The sequence below is a fragment of the Chroococcidiopsis sp. SAG 2025 genome (assembly GCF_032860985.1).
Lineage (GTDB): Bacteria > Cyanobacteriota > Cyanobacteriia > Cyanobacteriales > Chroococcidiopsidaceae > Chroococcidiopsis.
In genome coordinates this window covers 5,890,853-5,905,013 of sequence record NZ_JAOCNC010000001.1, presented here as the reverse complement: position 1 = coordinate 5,905,013, position 14,161 = coordinate 5,890,853, and the positions used below count along the sequence as shown (strand labels likewise).

Below are 14,161 nucleotides of genomic sequence, written 5' to 3'. Positions count from 1 at the left end.
GACTTCTAGAACCAATTTAATCTCAGCTAATGTAGAATTTAGCCGATCTGTGAGAATTTCATCTTTGGCAACCAAAATTTAATTTATACTTTATAGTTGGTGTATAATTTATCACGCTTTTAGAAAAAAAAAAAAGTATATTTACTATTATAGAAATATAAATAACTCGGCTAAGGCAGTCAATTTATTCGATCAGTATATTCTTTTTAGAATTAATTTGGTGCAAATCAATAGGTAAGAAGAGCGGTGAGGAATAGATAGAGCTTCTCTGACTAGTAGTAGGTATTAGGAAGCAAAGTCGAACTCTTGTGGTGAGAATTGAGATTTTAACCCTCAGTGTAGAGAGTACAACTAAAGTCTGTAACCTCCAGCCGCCAATCCTCAATCCCTTCTGCGTCCAGTTTGATAGGATGACAGAGGAAGAGACTTAAGGCAAGCGGGTTTAGAGGGTAGTGACAGCAGCAAAGACATTACTACTGGTAAGAGATCCAGAGCGTTTAGAAAGTCGGCTGAAAGAAATTCCTCCCGAACCAGGGGTTTATTTCATGCGCGACAGCAGCGATCGCATTATTTACATCGGCAAGTCGCGTAAACTGCGATCGCGGGTACGTTCGTATTTTCGAGAACCCAAGCAACTGAGCGATCGGATCGCTATGATGGTGCGACAGGTTGCCGATATTGAGTTTATCGTTACCGATACAGAAGCAGAAGCCCTTGCTTTAGAAGCTAATCTAATCAAGCAAAATCAGCCTTACTTCAACGTTCTACTCAAAGACGACAAGAAATATCCTTACGTCTGTATCACCTGGTCGGAGCAATATCCCCGCATCTTCATCACGCGCAATCGCCGCCAAGGTAAAAAAGAAGACAAGTTTTACGGACCATACACTGACACTCACTTACTGCGAACGATTCTACGGCTATCAAAGCGAATCTTTGCTCTGCGCCAACGCCCGCAACCGTTATTTAAAGACCGTCCGTGTCTCAATTACGACTTAGGGCGCTGTCCAGGGGTATGTCAAAAACTAATTTCACCAGAAGAATATCGCAAAACCGTGCAAAAGGTAGCGATGGTCTTCCAAGGACGAACGCAGGAATTGATCGATGTCCTGACCGCACAAATGCAAGCTAGCGCCGAAGCATTAAATTTTGAATCAGCAGCACGAATTCGCGACCAAATTGCTGGTTTAAAGTCGCTGAATGCCGATCAAAAAGTATCGCTACCTGATGATACGATCTCGCGAGATGCGATCGCCCTGGCAGCAGATGAAAAGCACGCCTGCATTCAGTTATTTCAAATTCGTGCCGGACAACTCGTCGGTCGCCTCGGCTTTGTCGCCGAAGTAGGGGCGCATAGCTATGCGCCCCTACCCACACCCAATTTAGAAATTTCCCCCCCCCACACCCCACACCCCACACCCCACACCCCAATTAGAACCAGGGCAATATTACAGCGTGTCTTAGAACAACATTATGAAACTGCTGACGATGTAGAAATTCCTACAGAAATTCTGGTACAGCACGAATTACCGGAAGCGGAGATGCTGGCGACAGCGTTAAGCCAACGTAAGGGGCGAAAAGTCACGATTGTGAATCCCCAGAGGGCATTGAAAGCAGAATTGATCGAGATGGTAGAACGAAATGCCGAGTACGAACTGGCACGAACGCAAAAATTGAGCGATCGCAACTCCCAAGCTATGGAAGATCTAGCCGCCATTCTCGACTTACCCGACTTACCCCATCGAATTGAAGGCTACGATATTTCTCACATTCAGGGTTCCAATGCGGTTGCATCCCAAGTAGTGTTTATTGAAGGCTTACCCGCCAAACAGTACTATCGTCACTACAAGATTAAAAATCCTACAGTTACGGCTGGTCATTCCGATGACTTTGCCAGTTTAGCGGAAGTGATTCAACGCCGCTTTCGTAAATACGTGGAAGATCCGCAAATGCAGCGGGTGGGAAACCCTGACTGGCCCGATTTGGTGATGATTGATGGCGGTAAGGGGCAATTATCTTCTGTTGTAGCTGTGCTGCAAGAGATGAACTTGATGGAAGACTTGCGAGTTGTCAGCTTAGCCAAGCAACGGGAAGAAATTTTTTTACCAGGCGAATCTCAACCTTTGGCGACAGATGCGGAACAATCGGGAGTACAATTACTTAGGCGACTGAGAGATGAAGCACATCGCTTTGCTGTCAGTTTCCACCGTCAACAGCGTAGCGACAAGATGAGGCGATCGCGTCTAGAAGAAATTCCTGGTTTGGGCTACCATCGCCAGAAACAACTCCTAGCGCATTTTCACTCGATCGACTACATTCGCCAAGCCAGTATCGAGCAACTGGCAACAGTAGATGGTATCGGTTCTCGCTTGGCAGGGGAAATTTACAACTATTTTCACCCACCTCAGAGCATAAATTGAGCAATTTTTCTATTTAATTTGACATAAATTGACAATTTGTAGATAGAAAAACGCCGAGCGCTTTTCTATCTGTTTCGCTTGGGGATCGTATCCCAGCAATCTAACCCTCGATGGAAACCAAACCTTAATAAATGGTTAAAAATTGATAGGAGAAAACCCGATCGTGAGTCAAATTATTGATTGGACTCGGGGATCGGTTTACCGATTATCTTAGTAGTGAGTCAACGCTCACTGCCATTAGAAAGTCTGTTTACACTGTTATCTAAGTTACAAAATCAAAGGATTCACCATGGGGATCGCAGCAAATCGAAGTAGTGTCCACGAAAACTTTTTATATTTTCTACCAAAAGTGGCATGGATACTGAGCTGAAATCTTGCGAGAATATAGATCGGAACGAAAAAAAGATGACCGTCTCGGACAAAACCTAGCTGGATCGACTATCTAGATTTCAACACCCGCGTTCCAAACTATATATTCGATTGACCTTCCAGTTTTTATTTCTTCTTTCTTAAAAATTCTTAGGCTCAAAAGGTTTGTCAAATGCAAATAAAACAACAGATTAGATGCTCCAACTGTGGCAGCGAAGCAGAAAGATTTTATATATTAAGTAGCGAACTAACGCGCACGCAATGCAATAGCTGTGACTATCTCATGGTGACGTGCGCTCGTACAGGAAAAGTTATTGAAGCATATGCGCCGGGGATTAACCCAATGAAGGCTGTAGCTGCTGCGCCCGTAGTTGACCGCAAGCCGCCTCTGCTTCCAATCCACGGGAATAGCGGACGCTCACAGCGATCTGTTGCTGCTTCAGGACGTTAACAAAAGCCTGAATTTGACTTGAACTCGGTCGCTGATAATCTGCTTCTTGAATGGGATTATAAGGAATTAGGTTAACGTGACTTTGAAAACCTCGTAGCAGCTGGGCTAGCTCAGCTGCTTGTTTTATGCCATCATTCACCCCAGCGAGTAAGACATATTCAAATGTGACGCGACGACCCGTTAAACGCACGTACTCGCGGCATTCTGACAGTAAGTCATGGAGAGAATACTTTTGGGCGCTGGGAATGAGTTTTTCTCTGGTAGCTTGGTTAGAGGCGTGAAGGCTAACCGCTAAGGTAACTTGTAGTTGGTATTTAGCAAGTTTAAGAATTCGCCCTGGAATTCCCACAGTAGAAAGAGTCATGCAACGCTGTCCGATACCCACATCTTGGTTCAGAGATTGAATCGCCGCCACGACATTTTCTGTATTTAGCAAGGGTTCGCCCATACCCATAAAAACAATGTGGCTGACGCGCCGTTGAAAGTCGGATTGGACTGTCAGAACTTGATCGATAATTTCATGCGGGGCGAGGTTGCGACGAAAGCCCCCTTTACCCGTGGCGCAGAAGTCGCAAGCCATCGGACAACCTACTTGAGTCGAGACGCATACGGTAAGGCGCTTGTCAGTTGGGATACCTACAGTTTCAACGATTTGATTGTCTGCAAGTTGAAGTAAGTATTTGACAGTTTCATCAGGGGCGACAGTGCGATGATGAATTTGCGATCGCCCAATTGAAACATCGGCTATATCATTACGCCATTGTTTAGGAAAAACCGAGATCTCGGATAGCGATCGCGCTCCTTTGTGGTAAATCCAATCGTATAGCTGCTGTCCGCGATATGCTGGCTGTCCTTGCGATCGTACCCAGGCGGTTAGTTGGGCTTGATTTAAGCCTAATAAGGGGGAGTCGGGAGTTGGGAGTCGGGAGTCGGGTGAGTGGCTGGTGGCTAGTGGCTGGTGGTTAGAATTGCTTCCTTGTCCCCTTGTCCCCTTGTCCCCTTGTCCTCCTTGTCCCCCTTGTCTCCCTTGTCTCCTATCGGTATTACTATTGACCATAATTTTGCAAATCTCAGCTCACTATACGACGGTAGCTTATTGGTGCAACAATATGAGGCGATCGACGGGGATAAATCCGAGTTTAGCTGCTAGTTTCATCGAGGGTAAATTGGACTCTTCTGCACCCCAAATTGGCTGTTTACCTTTTTGATGCATATATTTCACCATATAAGCAACACACAAAGCTGCATAGCCGCGATTTCTGTATTCTGCTAATGTGCCAATTGATATATCCCATAAAGTTTCGGTTTGGGCGGCGTAGCAGAACGAAACTGGAACACCATCAGCTATGGTAGCGGCAATTGGGGAAGCATCAGAGGCGATTGCTAATTCTGTTTGTAGTTCCGGTGGTAGATGCTTTAAATTGCCAATTTCATCTGCAGAAAGTAAGCGTACCTTCCCTGGAGGAACTTCAGGTAACTTGCAAGAATCGGGGAGTGTATGCAGCCATGCTAATTGCGATCGCCAGTTTGGTAAAACTTGAGTAATATAGTTACTACTTTCTGGTGCTGCAATAATAGTACTTTCTTCCCCTACAGTAGTAACAGCTTTTTCTACAGCTTTTTGGTTGGGATAGCCAACTACACAAATTAATTTTTGAGTTGGGCTACAAACGATAAAATTTAGTTTTCCTGTTGTTTCATCCACGCCAAAAATTTCACCTTCACCGGAAAGCAACAGCGAACGAGTTTCTACCCAACGTGGAGTATCGGGTAGAGACATTGCAAAATCACGGTCATAACTAGTTTCCATACGATCGATAGAAAGAATTCCTATGGAAATTTATGCTCTCTTACCTCAGCAGCATAATCTTGCACTGCCCGAGCGATCGCTTCACTTAAGTTTACATAGACTTTGGCAAAGGGCGGCTGTCGTTCGGATAAGCCCAACACATCGGAAGTGACTAATACTTGTCCGTCACATTCAGAACCAGCACCAATACCTATAGTAGGAATCGTCAGCTTGTGGCTAATTTGTGCGGCTAAATCGGATGGTATGTGTTCTAAGACAATGCTAAAGGCTCCTGCTGCTTCAAGGGCGATCGCCTCAGCAATAAGTTTCTCTCCGGCGGTGGGTGTCTTTCCCTGCTGCTTCAATCCCAACTGATGGATCGATTGGGGTGTCAAACCAATATGTCCCATTACTGGAACTCCTGCCTGTACCAAGTGTGATACAGTTTCTATAATCGCCGGATGTCCGCCCTCAATCTTTACAGCCTGCGCCCCTGCTTCTTTCAATGCCCTTCCTGCCGAATGCATTGCTTGCTGAAAGCTTTCCTGATACGTCAAAAACGGCAAATCGAATACTACCAACGCTCGTTTCACGCCTCGGCGCACAGCCTTAGCGTGGTGTAACATTTCTTCCAATGTCAGGGGTATTGTAGTCTCGTAGCCCAGCATCACTGCTAGAGAATCGCCCACCAAAATCAAATCCACTCCCGCCGCATCTAATAATCGCCCTGACGTGTAATCCCATGCAGTTAGAGCAACAATTGTCCGCCCTTGTTGTTTCCATTGAATTAGTTGCTGGGTTGTGATTGGCATAATTTGTCATTTGTCATTGGTCGTTTGTCATTTGTGGGTAGCGAGAAGTATTTTCTTTCTCTGCTCCCTGCTAGACACTATTTCAGATACATTCGGCAGTTTTGTAACAAAAAAATTAATAAAATACAAGTTTAATAATAAATTTTTATAAATGTGTACAGTACATTTAAATTTTAACTAATTCAATTCTTGATATATTGTTAAAAACCGAGCTAGTTGGCAAGAAATAGACTTCCCAACTGGCGAGTGGAAGAGACTGACTCTTGGAAGAAAAATATGTCTTACGCGCAAACGAGAACCCAGACCAAATCGGGCTACCAGGCAGGGGTTAAAGATTACCGACTAACTTATTACACCCCCGATTACACTCCTAAAGATACAGACGTTCTGGCTTGTTTCCGCGTCTCCCCTCAGCCTGGAGTCCCTCCAGAAGAGGCTGGCGCGGCTGTAGCTGCTGAATCCTCCACTGGTACGTGGACGACTGTATGGACGGACTTGTTAACCGACCTAGACCGCTACAAAGGTCGTTGTTATTACATTGAGCCAGTACCAGGTGAAGATAACCAGTTCTTCTGCTTTGTTGCTTATCCTCTCGACTTATTTGAGGAAGGTTCCGTTACCAATATGTTGACCTCAATTGTAGGTAACGTATTTGGTTTCAAAGCCCTTAAAGCTCTGCGTCTGGAAGACATGAGAATTCCTGTCGCATACCTGAAGACATTCCAAGGACCTCCCCACGGTATCCAAGTTGAGCGCGACAAACTGAACAAGTACGGTCGTCCGCTATTGGGTTGTACGATTAAGCCCAAACTCGGTCTATCGGCAAAAAACTACGGTCGGGCTGTATACGAGTGCTTGCGCGGTGGTCTAGACTTCACAAAAGACGACGAGAATATTAACTCTCAGCCTTTCATGCGTTGGCGCGATCGCTTCCTGTTCGTCCAAGAAGCAATTGAGAAGGCACAAGCAGAGACAGGCGAAGTTAAGGGACATTACCTTAACGTTACTGCCCCTACCTGCGAAGAAATGATGAAGCGGGCTGAGTTTGCTAAAGAACTCGGTACTCCAATCATCATGCACGACTACCTAACTGGTGGTTTTACAGCTAACACTACTTTGGCGAAGTATTGCCGCGATAATGGTTTGTTGCTCCACATTCACCGTGCTATGCACGCCGTAATCGACCGTCAAAGAAACCACGGTATTCACTTCCGCGTATTGGCTAAGTGTTTGCGGATGTCTGGTGGCGACCACCTACACTCTGGAACAGTAGTAGGTAAGCTGGAAGGCGAACGCGGCATCACAATGGGCTTCGTTGACCTGATGCGCGAAAACTATGTTGAAGAAGACCGTTCTCGCGGTATTTTCTTCACTCAAGATTGGGCTTCCATGCCTGGTGTAATGCCAGTAGCTTCTGGTGGTATCCACATTTGGCATATGCCAGCGCTAGTAGAAATCTTCGGTGATGATTCCTGCTTGCAGTTCGGTGGTGGTACGCTCGGTCACCCTTGGGGTAACGCTCCTGGTGCAACTGCTAACCGCGTAGCTCTAGAAGCTTGCGTTCAAGCTCGTAACGAAGGACGCGACTTGGCCCGCGAAGGTAACGATGTAATTCGCGAAGCTGCTAAGTGGTCGCCTGAGTTGGCTGTTGCTTGCGAACTGTGGAAGGAAATCAAGTTCGAGTTCAAGGCAGTTGATACCCTCTAATCAGTGGTGAGTGGTGAGTGGTGAAGCAGCGGGCGGCGAGGACACCTCGCCGACATTAGCTGCGTAGTGGTGAGTGAGTTAGAATACTCAAAACTCGCGACTCATACCTCATAACTCTACAAAGGCTGGGGTCAAGCATGGATATAAAGCGAATTGCGAAGGACACAGCCAAGACGCTGCAAAGCTACCTGACTTATCAGGCAGTAAGAACGGTGTTGGCGCAAATTGGTGAAACTAACCCTCCTCTGGCACTATGGCTGCATCGCTTTTCTGCGACTGACAGAATACAGGACGGCGAAGCGTACATAGAAAATTTGTTTCGAGAAAAGCCAGATTTGGCATTGCGAATCATGACTGTCAGAGAACATTTAGCGGAGGAAGTGGCTGATTTCTTACCTGAGATGGTACGTGCTGGGATTCAGCAAGCCAACATGCAACACCGCAAGCAGCATCTAGAGCGGATTACGCAACTAGAAACAAATCCTAGCCTTGATTCTGAGCCTCAAACTACCCCAGAAACCAATCTGGATAGTCCTTAAATCGTCATTAGTTATTGGTTACTAGTTATTTCTACAACAAATGACAAATGACAAATGACAAATGACAATCATCAACTTTTCAGCAACCCACAGAGATAATCCATGCAAACCCTACCAAAAGAGCGGCGCTACGAAACTTTATCTTATTTGCCGCCTCTAACTGACGCTCAAATTAATCGACAAATTCAGTACATTCTCAGTCAAGGATATATTCCGGCAATTGAGTTCAACGAAACCTCTGAACCAACAGAGTGTTATTGGACAATGTGGAAGTTGCCTTTGTTTGGAGCTGGAAGCACTCAAGAAGTATTGAATGAAGTTCAAGCCTGCCGTTCTCAGTATTCCAACTGCTATATTCGGATCGTTGGTTTCGATAACGTCAAGCAGTGTCAAATCCTCAGCTTCTTGGTTCACAAACCCAACAGCAGTGGCAGTAGATACTACTAAAAACTAGAAATAGTTAAAGTGTTTTGAAAGGAGGGGTAGATTCTACCTCTCCTTTTATGGATTTTTTGAATGCGATGGTTGCTTCGCAAACCGCCTTCGGCATCGCAACTTGCAAACAGACAGCCTATTCTACTACCAACCAGTTTATGACTGGCAAGCTATTTTAATCTTTACCAGACGCAGCTTAGATCCAGGTTTACCCAGACATTACCGAGTATTTGCATCTAGTCCCCAATTTCAACGAATTTATTTAGATGAATTAGGTGAATCTGAAAATCTATCTTTGGGACTAAGTTTATTGCAGCTCATTGGTTTTAGAAACTGTATTCGTTTATAAATTTCCAGACTTGAGTAGGGAGGAAATTGAAGCGATGTTGGGGCTGAACGAACTAAAACAGACTAAGGTTTATCAAGAAGCCGTGCAGGAAGGTCTTGAGCAGGGTCGAGCAGAAGGTAAACTGACAGCAGTACCCCTGTTGTTGAAAGCAGGATTAACAGTAGAACAGATTGCCGAACAACTGCAATTAGACATAGATGCTGTGAGAAAACTTGCACAGCAGCAATCTTAAGTAGATCGAGAAAAAGCGATCGCAACAACCAAAAAAAACTTAAGATAAAATTAAGCGGCTCGACCTATCTGATAGATTCATGAATTACTACATTGCACCTCGTTTTCTCGAAAAAATCGCTGTATTTATCACCAAGAATTATTTAAATATTCCTGGTATTCGCGTACCGTTGATTTTAGGCGTTCACGGGCGTAAAGGCGAGGGAAAATCTTTTCAGTGCGATTTAGTATTCGAGAAGATGGGGATAGAAATTACTCATATTTCTGGTGGTGAATTGGAAAGCCCCGATGCTGGAGATCCTTCGCGTTTGCTGCGTCTGCGCTATCGAGAGACAGCAGAATTGATCCGCGTGCGGGGTAAAATGTGCGCCATCATGATTAACGATCTCGATGCAGGCGCAGGACGATTTGATGAAGGCACTCAGTATACGGTGAATACTCAGTTGGTAAACGCTACGTTGATGAATATTGCGGATAATCCAACTAACGTACAATTACCTGGTAGTTACGACGAAACACCTTTACATCGCGTCCCAATTATTGTTACAGGTAATGATTTTTCCACTCTATACGCGCCATTAATTCGAGATGGTAGGATGGAAAAATTTTACTGGCAACCCGATCGCAGTGATAAAGTCGGTATCGTTGCTGGAATTTATTCAGATGACGGACTCTCATCACGGGAGATAGAGCAGTTAGTTGATACTTTCTCCAACCAGTCAGTCGATTTCTTTAGCGCCCTGCGTTCTAGAATTTACGACGAGCAAATTCGCGACTTTATCTTCAAAATTGGTATAGAGCAGGTATCGAGAAGAGTTGTAAATAGTGCCGATCGACCACCGGAATTTAGCAAGCCCAAATTCAATCTATCCCGTTTGATTGACATGGGTAACTTGATGGTGAAAGAGCAGCAACAAGTACAGAGTTCTCAGCTAGTCAAAGAGTATAATCGAGCTTTAGATGGAAACAGGTATTTTAGAGAATATACTCCTCCAGCGCCACCAGAAAAACCGAAATCATCGCAGCAAGAAATTGAAACTTCGTCCTCTGGTAATGGTGCAGAATCCGCAAAGAATCCAGTAAAAAATTATTCACCTACACAAACGCCTCTTCCTGTTTGGCAATCTGGGAATCGATTTGTCAATGAAAGTATTCAATTGCCCCAAGCTAGTAGTGGAGTCGTCAACTCAGTTGAATCTTACGAGCCTCCAGTTCATAATAATCGTCACAATGAGGTAATATCAACTCAAATTGGCTTACAAACTTTGGAGCAAGTACGAAATTTAATAGCGCAAGGCTACCACATTGGTATCGAACACGTAGATAAACGCCGATTTCGGACTAATTCTTGGAAGAGTTGCGGTCAAAGTATTGTAGGTGAATCAGAAGCAATTACTGCGCTCGAAGTCAATTTGTCTGAATATCAAAATGAGTATTTGCGGATATTTGGTATTGAGCCAAGAACAAAGCGCCGGGTGATGGAAACAATTATCCACCGACCGGAATAGTTTTCTTATTTCAGTGCAATACGTTTGTAGGCGCACAGTTAGCTGTAGCGCCTAATTTGTTACGATCGCTGGAGTTTGGCACGCGCGACTTATACTGATTTACTTGTGACTAGGCAGAAGAGATTCCCCAATCCCCCTTCCAAGGGCGGCTATAGAAGCTCGTCTGTAGTTTTAGCGGCATGGTATCAGTATGAGTTCAGTTGGTAAGTGTTAAGTTTTATATATAACAGATTTATTGAAACTAGTTATCAATAAAATTTGAATATTCCAAAAGTGCGGTGAGCCAGATTCTGGCTGACACGTAAAATTCATTTGCCTTTGTCTCAGTCTATTTGGGTTCAATTTCCAAAAAATCTTGGAATGCAGCTCACTCGTGACAAGACATCAACTATAGGAATTCAGTGTTAATGATAATTTTTCTTGCTTGTTGTGCTTGGGTAATGACAATTGGCGCTTGTGTGAGCGCTATCTTTTCCATTGAAAAAGCCAGCGATCGCATCAAAACACTACATCAAATTCCCTGTTCTGGGTGTGCCTTTTTTACCAACGACTATCGGCTCAAATGCACCGTAAACCCAATAAATGCCTGTACGGAAGCAGCAATTGGCTGTCGCGACTTTGAACCCAGAACTCAGCCATGTCATGCTTGCCGTCAATGTCAGCATAAATTTGAATAGATTGAAACTTGCGATCGCGAAAGCTCTAGCCAACTTTCCAGCATCAAAAAGATTATGAGTCAAGTAAAAGAATCGACAGCTAAACTCACAGGTGTGGCTGAAACGTTGACAATTACACTATATGCCCGTTCCATAGAAACGCTGCGCTCAGATGCTATCCTCAAGGATGAAAAAGCAGTAGAAATTGCCGAAAAGTTAGACTATGACTTTGAGAAATATAGTCAAGGATGGGTATCCCAACTAGGTTGTGCTATTCGTGCCAGAGTTTACGATCGCGCTGTCTCAAATTTTCTACAATCTCATCCTAAAGCTATTGTGGTGAATTTAGGTGCGGGACTTTGCACGCGATTTTTCCGTGTCGATAACGGTGAGGTGCAATGGTATGAGGTGGATTTTCCTGAAGTCATCGAACTTAAATGCAAGTTAGTCGCGCCGAGCGATCGCTATCAGTTAATTTCGAGTTCGCTTTTAGATGCTGCATGGATTTCTAGAATTAATCGAGCAGAAAATCGACCTGTATTAATGGTTATGGAAGGGGTTAGTATGTATCTGACAGGATCGGAAGTACGAACCTTATTTCAGCAGATTCACCAGCATTTTTCTCCATCTGAGATGCTTTTTGACGTGCTGAGTTCTAAACGAGCAAAGAATACTCAAGCTCACGATACAGTATCGAAAACCAACGCTCAATTTAGCTGGGGAATTGACAATTCTCAAGAACTAGAAACTTGGAATGCAGGAATTAGAGTTAAAGAGGAAATTTATTATTTAACCGAATTTGCCAAATATCCCCACCGTTTGCAACCGTGGTGGTTGAAATACCTAACTCCAATCTTAGTACCTTTATACAAAACATCTGGTCGAATTTTACGAGTTGAGATAGCTTAAAAATTATAGTTTTTGAGTGAAACTCAAGCGTAAGATGGACATTGCCCACCCTAATAGAAAAACTGACAACTTGTACTAAGTTGATATCGGTGGCAATGGTTCAGCTTGATGAAGAAGGAGAAGACTACAATGAAAGTACTAGAGTGAAAATAGCTTACTTTCTGGTATTACTCTATGTCTTCCATCAGCCTAACTTGCGTTTTTAGACGTTCGCTGAAGCGTCAAGCGGTCAAATTATGTTTTGCGTCTCTAGCGATCGCTACAGTATATATCTCTATTCCATCTGCGATTTCCCAAGAACTCCCGATCGTGCGATCGGCAGCTTTAGATCCAGGGATTGATGTGCCGTGGTCGCAACCTGTCAGAATTATCGATCCGTTTGAGGGAGAGTATGTGGGTATTTTCGATAAAAACTTCTTTTATCGACGCATTCTAAATACTAACGCCAGAATACAAGTCGTTAGCCTCTGGCGGAATGATTCGGTACGCTTCTTATTAGCTTATAGCGATCGCGACTGTAGCTTCGGACATGGCTGGTTTGACCATCGTATCAGTAGAGACTGTTTAACCGCAAACGCAGCTTTGGGAATTGCCAATCTATATATCAAAGTAGGCGATCGCGTTTTTCAACTAGAAGGAGATAATAGTAGGTTTCGCGTCAAACCAGATTTAGCCTCTGCCTTGAAAAACTCCCCAAGTGAAAATATTGGCATTCGATTGGTGACGGAAAGCGGAGAAATTGTAGATAGCGAAATCGGGAAGAGTACTGTAGCAGCTTGGAAAGAGATTTATTAACACGTATATTTAAGCCTTTGCTTCAGGTAAGCTTAGTACTTGACGCGCACCATGTAATTTCACAAATCTTCGATACAACCACATCGTATCTCGTTCGGAGATTCCTTTGAGATTGACGAGATGATGTACTTTTTTCTGGGCGATTCTTTGCAAATAAGGTAAATCTTCAAACAAAGTCAAACAAGCGGCAAAATGCAACACGACTTGCAATAACGGTCGCGGCCAATTGAGATTGCTGTAGATATCGATAATTAGCTTATGCTCGTTAGCACCAACGGGAATGACGTTGAACAAAACTGTAATGTATCGCTGGTTATAAACCGGAATACTCAACTCTACCGTATACGGAGTATGTAGAGTTAATCCTACTTCGACTATTGGTTGTCGCCAAATTCGTAACACGTTAGCAGGTGAATCTAACACAGTTTGAAATCTTACCATTCCCCCGCTTTGTGTCGGCTGAATTTGACTAACTCCAATCACTTTAAGGTTGTTAAGACTGAAATGGTGGATTGTCTCTAAGTGCTTGAGATTTAAAAGATGGTAAATTTGGCAAATGTAATGAAAGGGTAAGATATATTCTTGACGAATGACATGTTGCTCTTGCAGCTCTGACATTCTAGCTGTGGTCGCGTGTAAGCTATACTCATCTATAGAGTTTCGTGCCTCAATTGCATAACTTCTGACTGCACCAATTCCACCAATATTTGAGCTTTCTTCAGGTTTGAGATAAATCCAGCCTAGTAAGAAAAAAGAAGCTGTAAATAAGTGTACCAGCTCTATAGAAGAGACATATCCATCAGTAAAAGCGGCAAAACTGCGATCGACAATACCAAATAACCAGGAAGGAATTCCAAACAGCCACAATCCATTTCTAAAGCTAGAAAAGACTAAGGGAAATTCGATCGCAGGTATATTGTTACTTTTGTAACTTTTATTTAGGGATTCTAGCTGCATAGGATTTTTAGAAAAAATCAGGTCTATTCTAGCCGCATCATCTGAAATTTTAATTCAGTACAAGCGCCATAATTTGGCTGAAAATAATTTGGTTTAGATCGGGAAAGCTCCAACTATTTCCTTTCCTAATTTTTAGGTTAGCTTTGTTACAGTTTACTCACCCTCTACCGCAAGACAAAACACAGTTCTATCTAAATAATGAAAATTTAAAGTTAAATAAAATGTAAGTCTGTA

General features: G+C 43.7%; 14 protein-coding genes. 10 read left to right on the top strand and 4 right to left on the bottom strand.

What is annotated here, in order from left to right; translation table 11 throughout:
• Positions 1–452 precede the first annotated feature (452 nt).
• Positions 453–2,420 (top strand): excinuclease ABC subunit UvrC, encoded by a 1,968-nt coding sequence (uvrC, locus tag N4J56_RS28910; RefSeq protein WP_317109619.1) that lies wholly within the window; start codon positions 453–455, stop codon positions 2,418–2,420.
• 704 nt (positions 2,421–3,124) lie between these two features.
• On the opposite strand, the gene rlmN is transcribed toward uvrC, so the two are convergent.
• The 3 genes from rlmN to panB are packed head-to-tail and all read right to left on the bottom strand — an operon-like array spanning position 3,125 to position 5,841.
• On the bottom strand, positions 3,125–4,297 hold the full coding sequence (gene rlmN, locus N4J56_RS28905) for a 23S rRNA (adenine(2503)-C(2))-methyltransferase RlmN (RefSeq protein ID WP_317109618.1): 1,173 nt from the start codon (positions 4,295–4,297) through the stop codon (positions 3,125–3,127).
• Positions 4,298–4,333: 36 nt separating this feature from the next.
• The gene (locus tag N4J56_RS28900; RefSeq protein WP_317109616.1) at positions 4,334–5,020 is read right to left on the bottom strand and encodes a GNAT family N-acetyltransferase; all 687 of its coding nucleotides are present in this window, start codon (positions 5,018–5,020) and stop codon (positions 4,334–4,336) included.
• A 50-nt stretch (positions 5,021–5,070) separates the two neighbouring features.
• Positions 5,071–5,841: a 3-methyl-2-oxobutanoate hydroxymethyltransferase gene (gene panB, locus N4J56_RS28895; protein WP_317109615.1), complete on the bottom strand. Its 771-nt coding sequence runs from the start codon at positions 5,839–5,841 to the stop codon at positions 5,071–5,073.
• Between the two features lie 276 nt (positions 5,842–6,117).
• Here panB and N4J56_RS28890 point away from each other — a divergent pair, with 276 nt between their 5' ends.
• From N4J56_RS28890 to N4J56_RS28850, 9 genes are all read left to right on the top strand, one after another.
• Entirely contained in the window at positions 6,118–7,548 is a 1,431-nt protein-coding gene (locus N4J56_RS28890; RefSeq protein WP_192153647.1) for a form I ribulose bisphosphate carboxylase large subunit, read from the top strand.
• A 137-nt stretch (positions 7,549–7,685) separates the two neighbouring features.
• On the top strand, positions 7,686–8,087 hold the full coding sequence (gene rcbX / locus N4J56_RS28885; protein ID WP_192153648.1) for a RuBisCO chaperone RbcX: 402 nt from the start codon (positions 7,686–7,688) through the stop codon (positions 8,085–8,087).
• Positions 8,088–8,189: 102 nt separating this feature from the next.
• Positions 8,190–8,534, top strand: coding sequence for a ribulose bisphosphate carboxylase small subunit (locus tag N4J56_RS28880; protein ID WP_039713444.1), 345 nt, complete (start codon positions 8,190–8,192; stop codon positions 8,532–8,534).
• Between the two features lie 109 nt (positions 8,535–8,643).
• Positions 8,644–8,871 carry a DUF2887 domain-containing protein gene (locus tag N4J56_RS28875; protein WP_317109612.1) on the top strand — a complete coding sequence of 76 codons (228 nt, stop codon included), beginning with the start codon at positions 8,644–8,646 and terminating at the stop codon, positions 8,869–8,871.
• Positions 8,872–8,905: 34 nt separating this feature from the next.
• Positions 8,906–9,103 (top strand): hypothetical protein, encoded by a 198-nt coding sequence (locus N4J56_RS28870; RefSeq protein WP_317109611.1) that lies wholly within the window; start codon positions 8,906–8,908, stop codon positions 9,101–9,103.
• Positions 9,104–9,182: 79 nt separating this feature from the next.
• Entirely contained in the window at positions 9,183–10,610 is a 1,428-nt protein-coding gene (locus N4J56_RS28865; RefSeq protein WP_317109610.1) for a ribulose bisphosphate carboxylase small subunit, read from the top strand.
• Positions 10,611–11,011: 401 nt separating this feature from the next.
• Positions 11,012–11,287, top strand: coding sequence for a hypothetical protein (locus N4J56_RS28860; protein WP_410500381.1), 276 nt, complete (start codon positions 11,012–11,014; stop codon positions 11,285–11,287).
• 54 nt (positions 11,288–11,341) lie between these two features.
• Positions 11,342–12,175: a class I SAM-dependent methyltransferase gene (locus N4J56_RS28855; RefSeq protein ID WP_317109608.1), complete on the top strand. Its 834-nt coding sequence runs from the start codon at positions 11,342–11,344 to the stop codon at positions 12,173–12,175.
• A 174-nt stretch (positions 12,176–12,349) separates the two neighbouring features.
• On the top strand, positions 12,350–12,970 hold the full coding sequence (locus tag N4J56_RS28850) for a hypothetical protein (protein ID WP_317109607.1): 621 nt from the start codon (positions 12,350–12,352) through the stop codon (positions 12,968–12,970).
• 9 nt (positions 12,971–12,979) lie between these two features.
• Here the strand turns inward: N4J56_RS28850 and N4J56_RS28845 are convergent, their stop codons facing one another.
• Positions 12,980–13,927, bottom strand: a complete 948-nt coding sequence (locus tag N4J56_RS28845) for a hypothetical protein (RefSeq protein WP_317109606.1) — start codon at positions 13,925–13,927, stop codon at positions 12,980–12,982.
• Between the last annotated feature and the right edge of the window lie 234 nt (positions 13,928–14,161).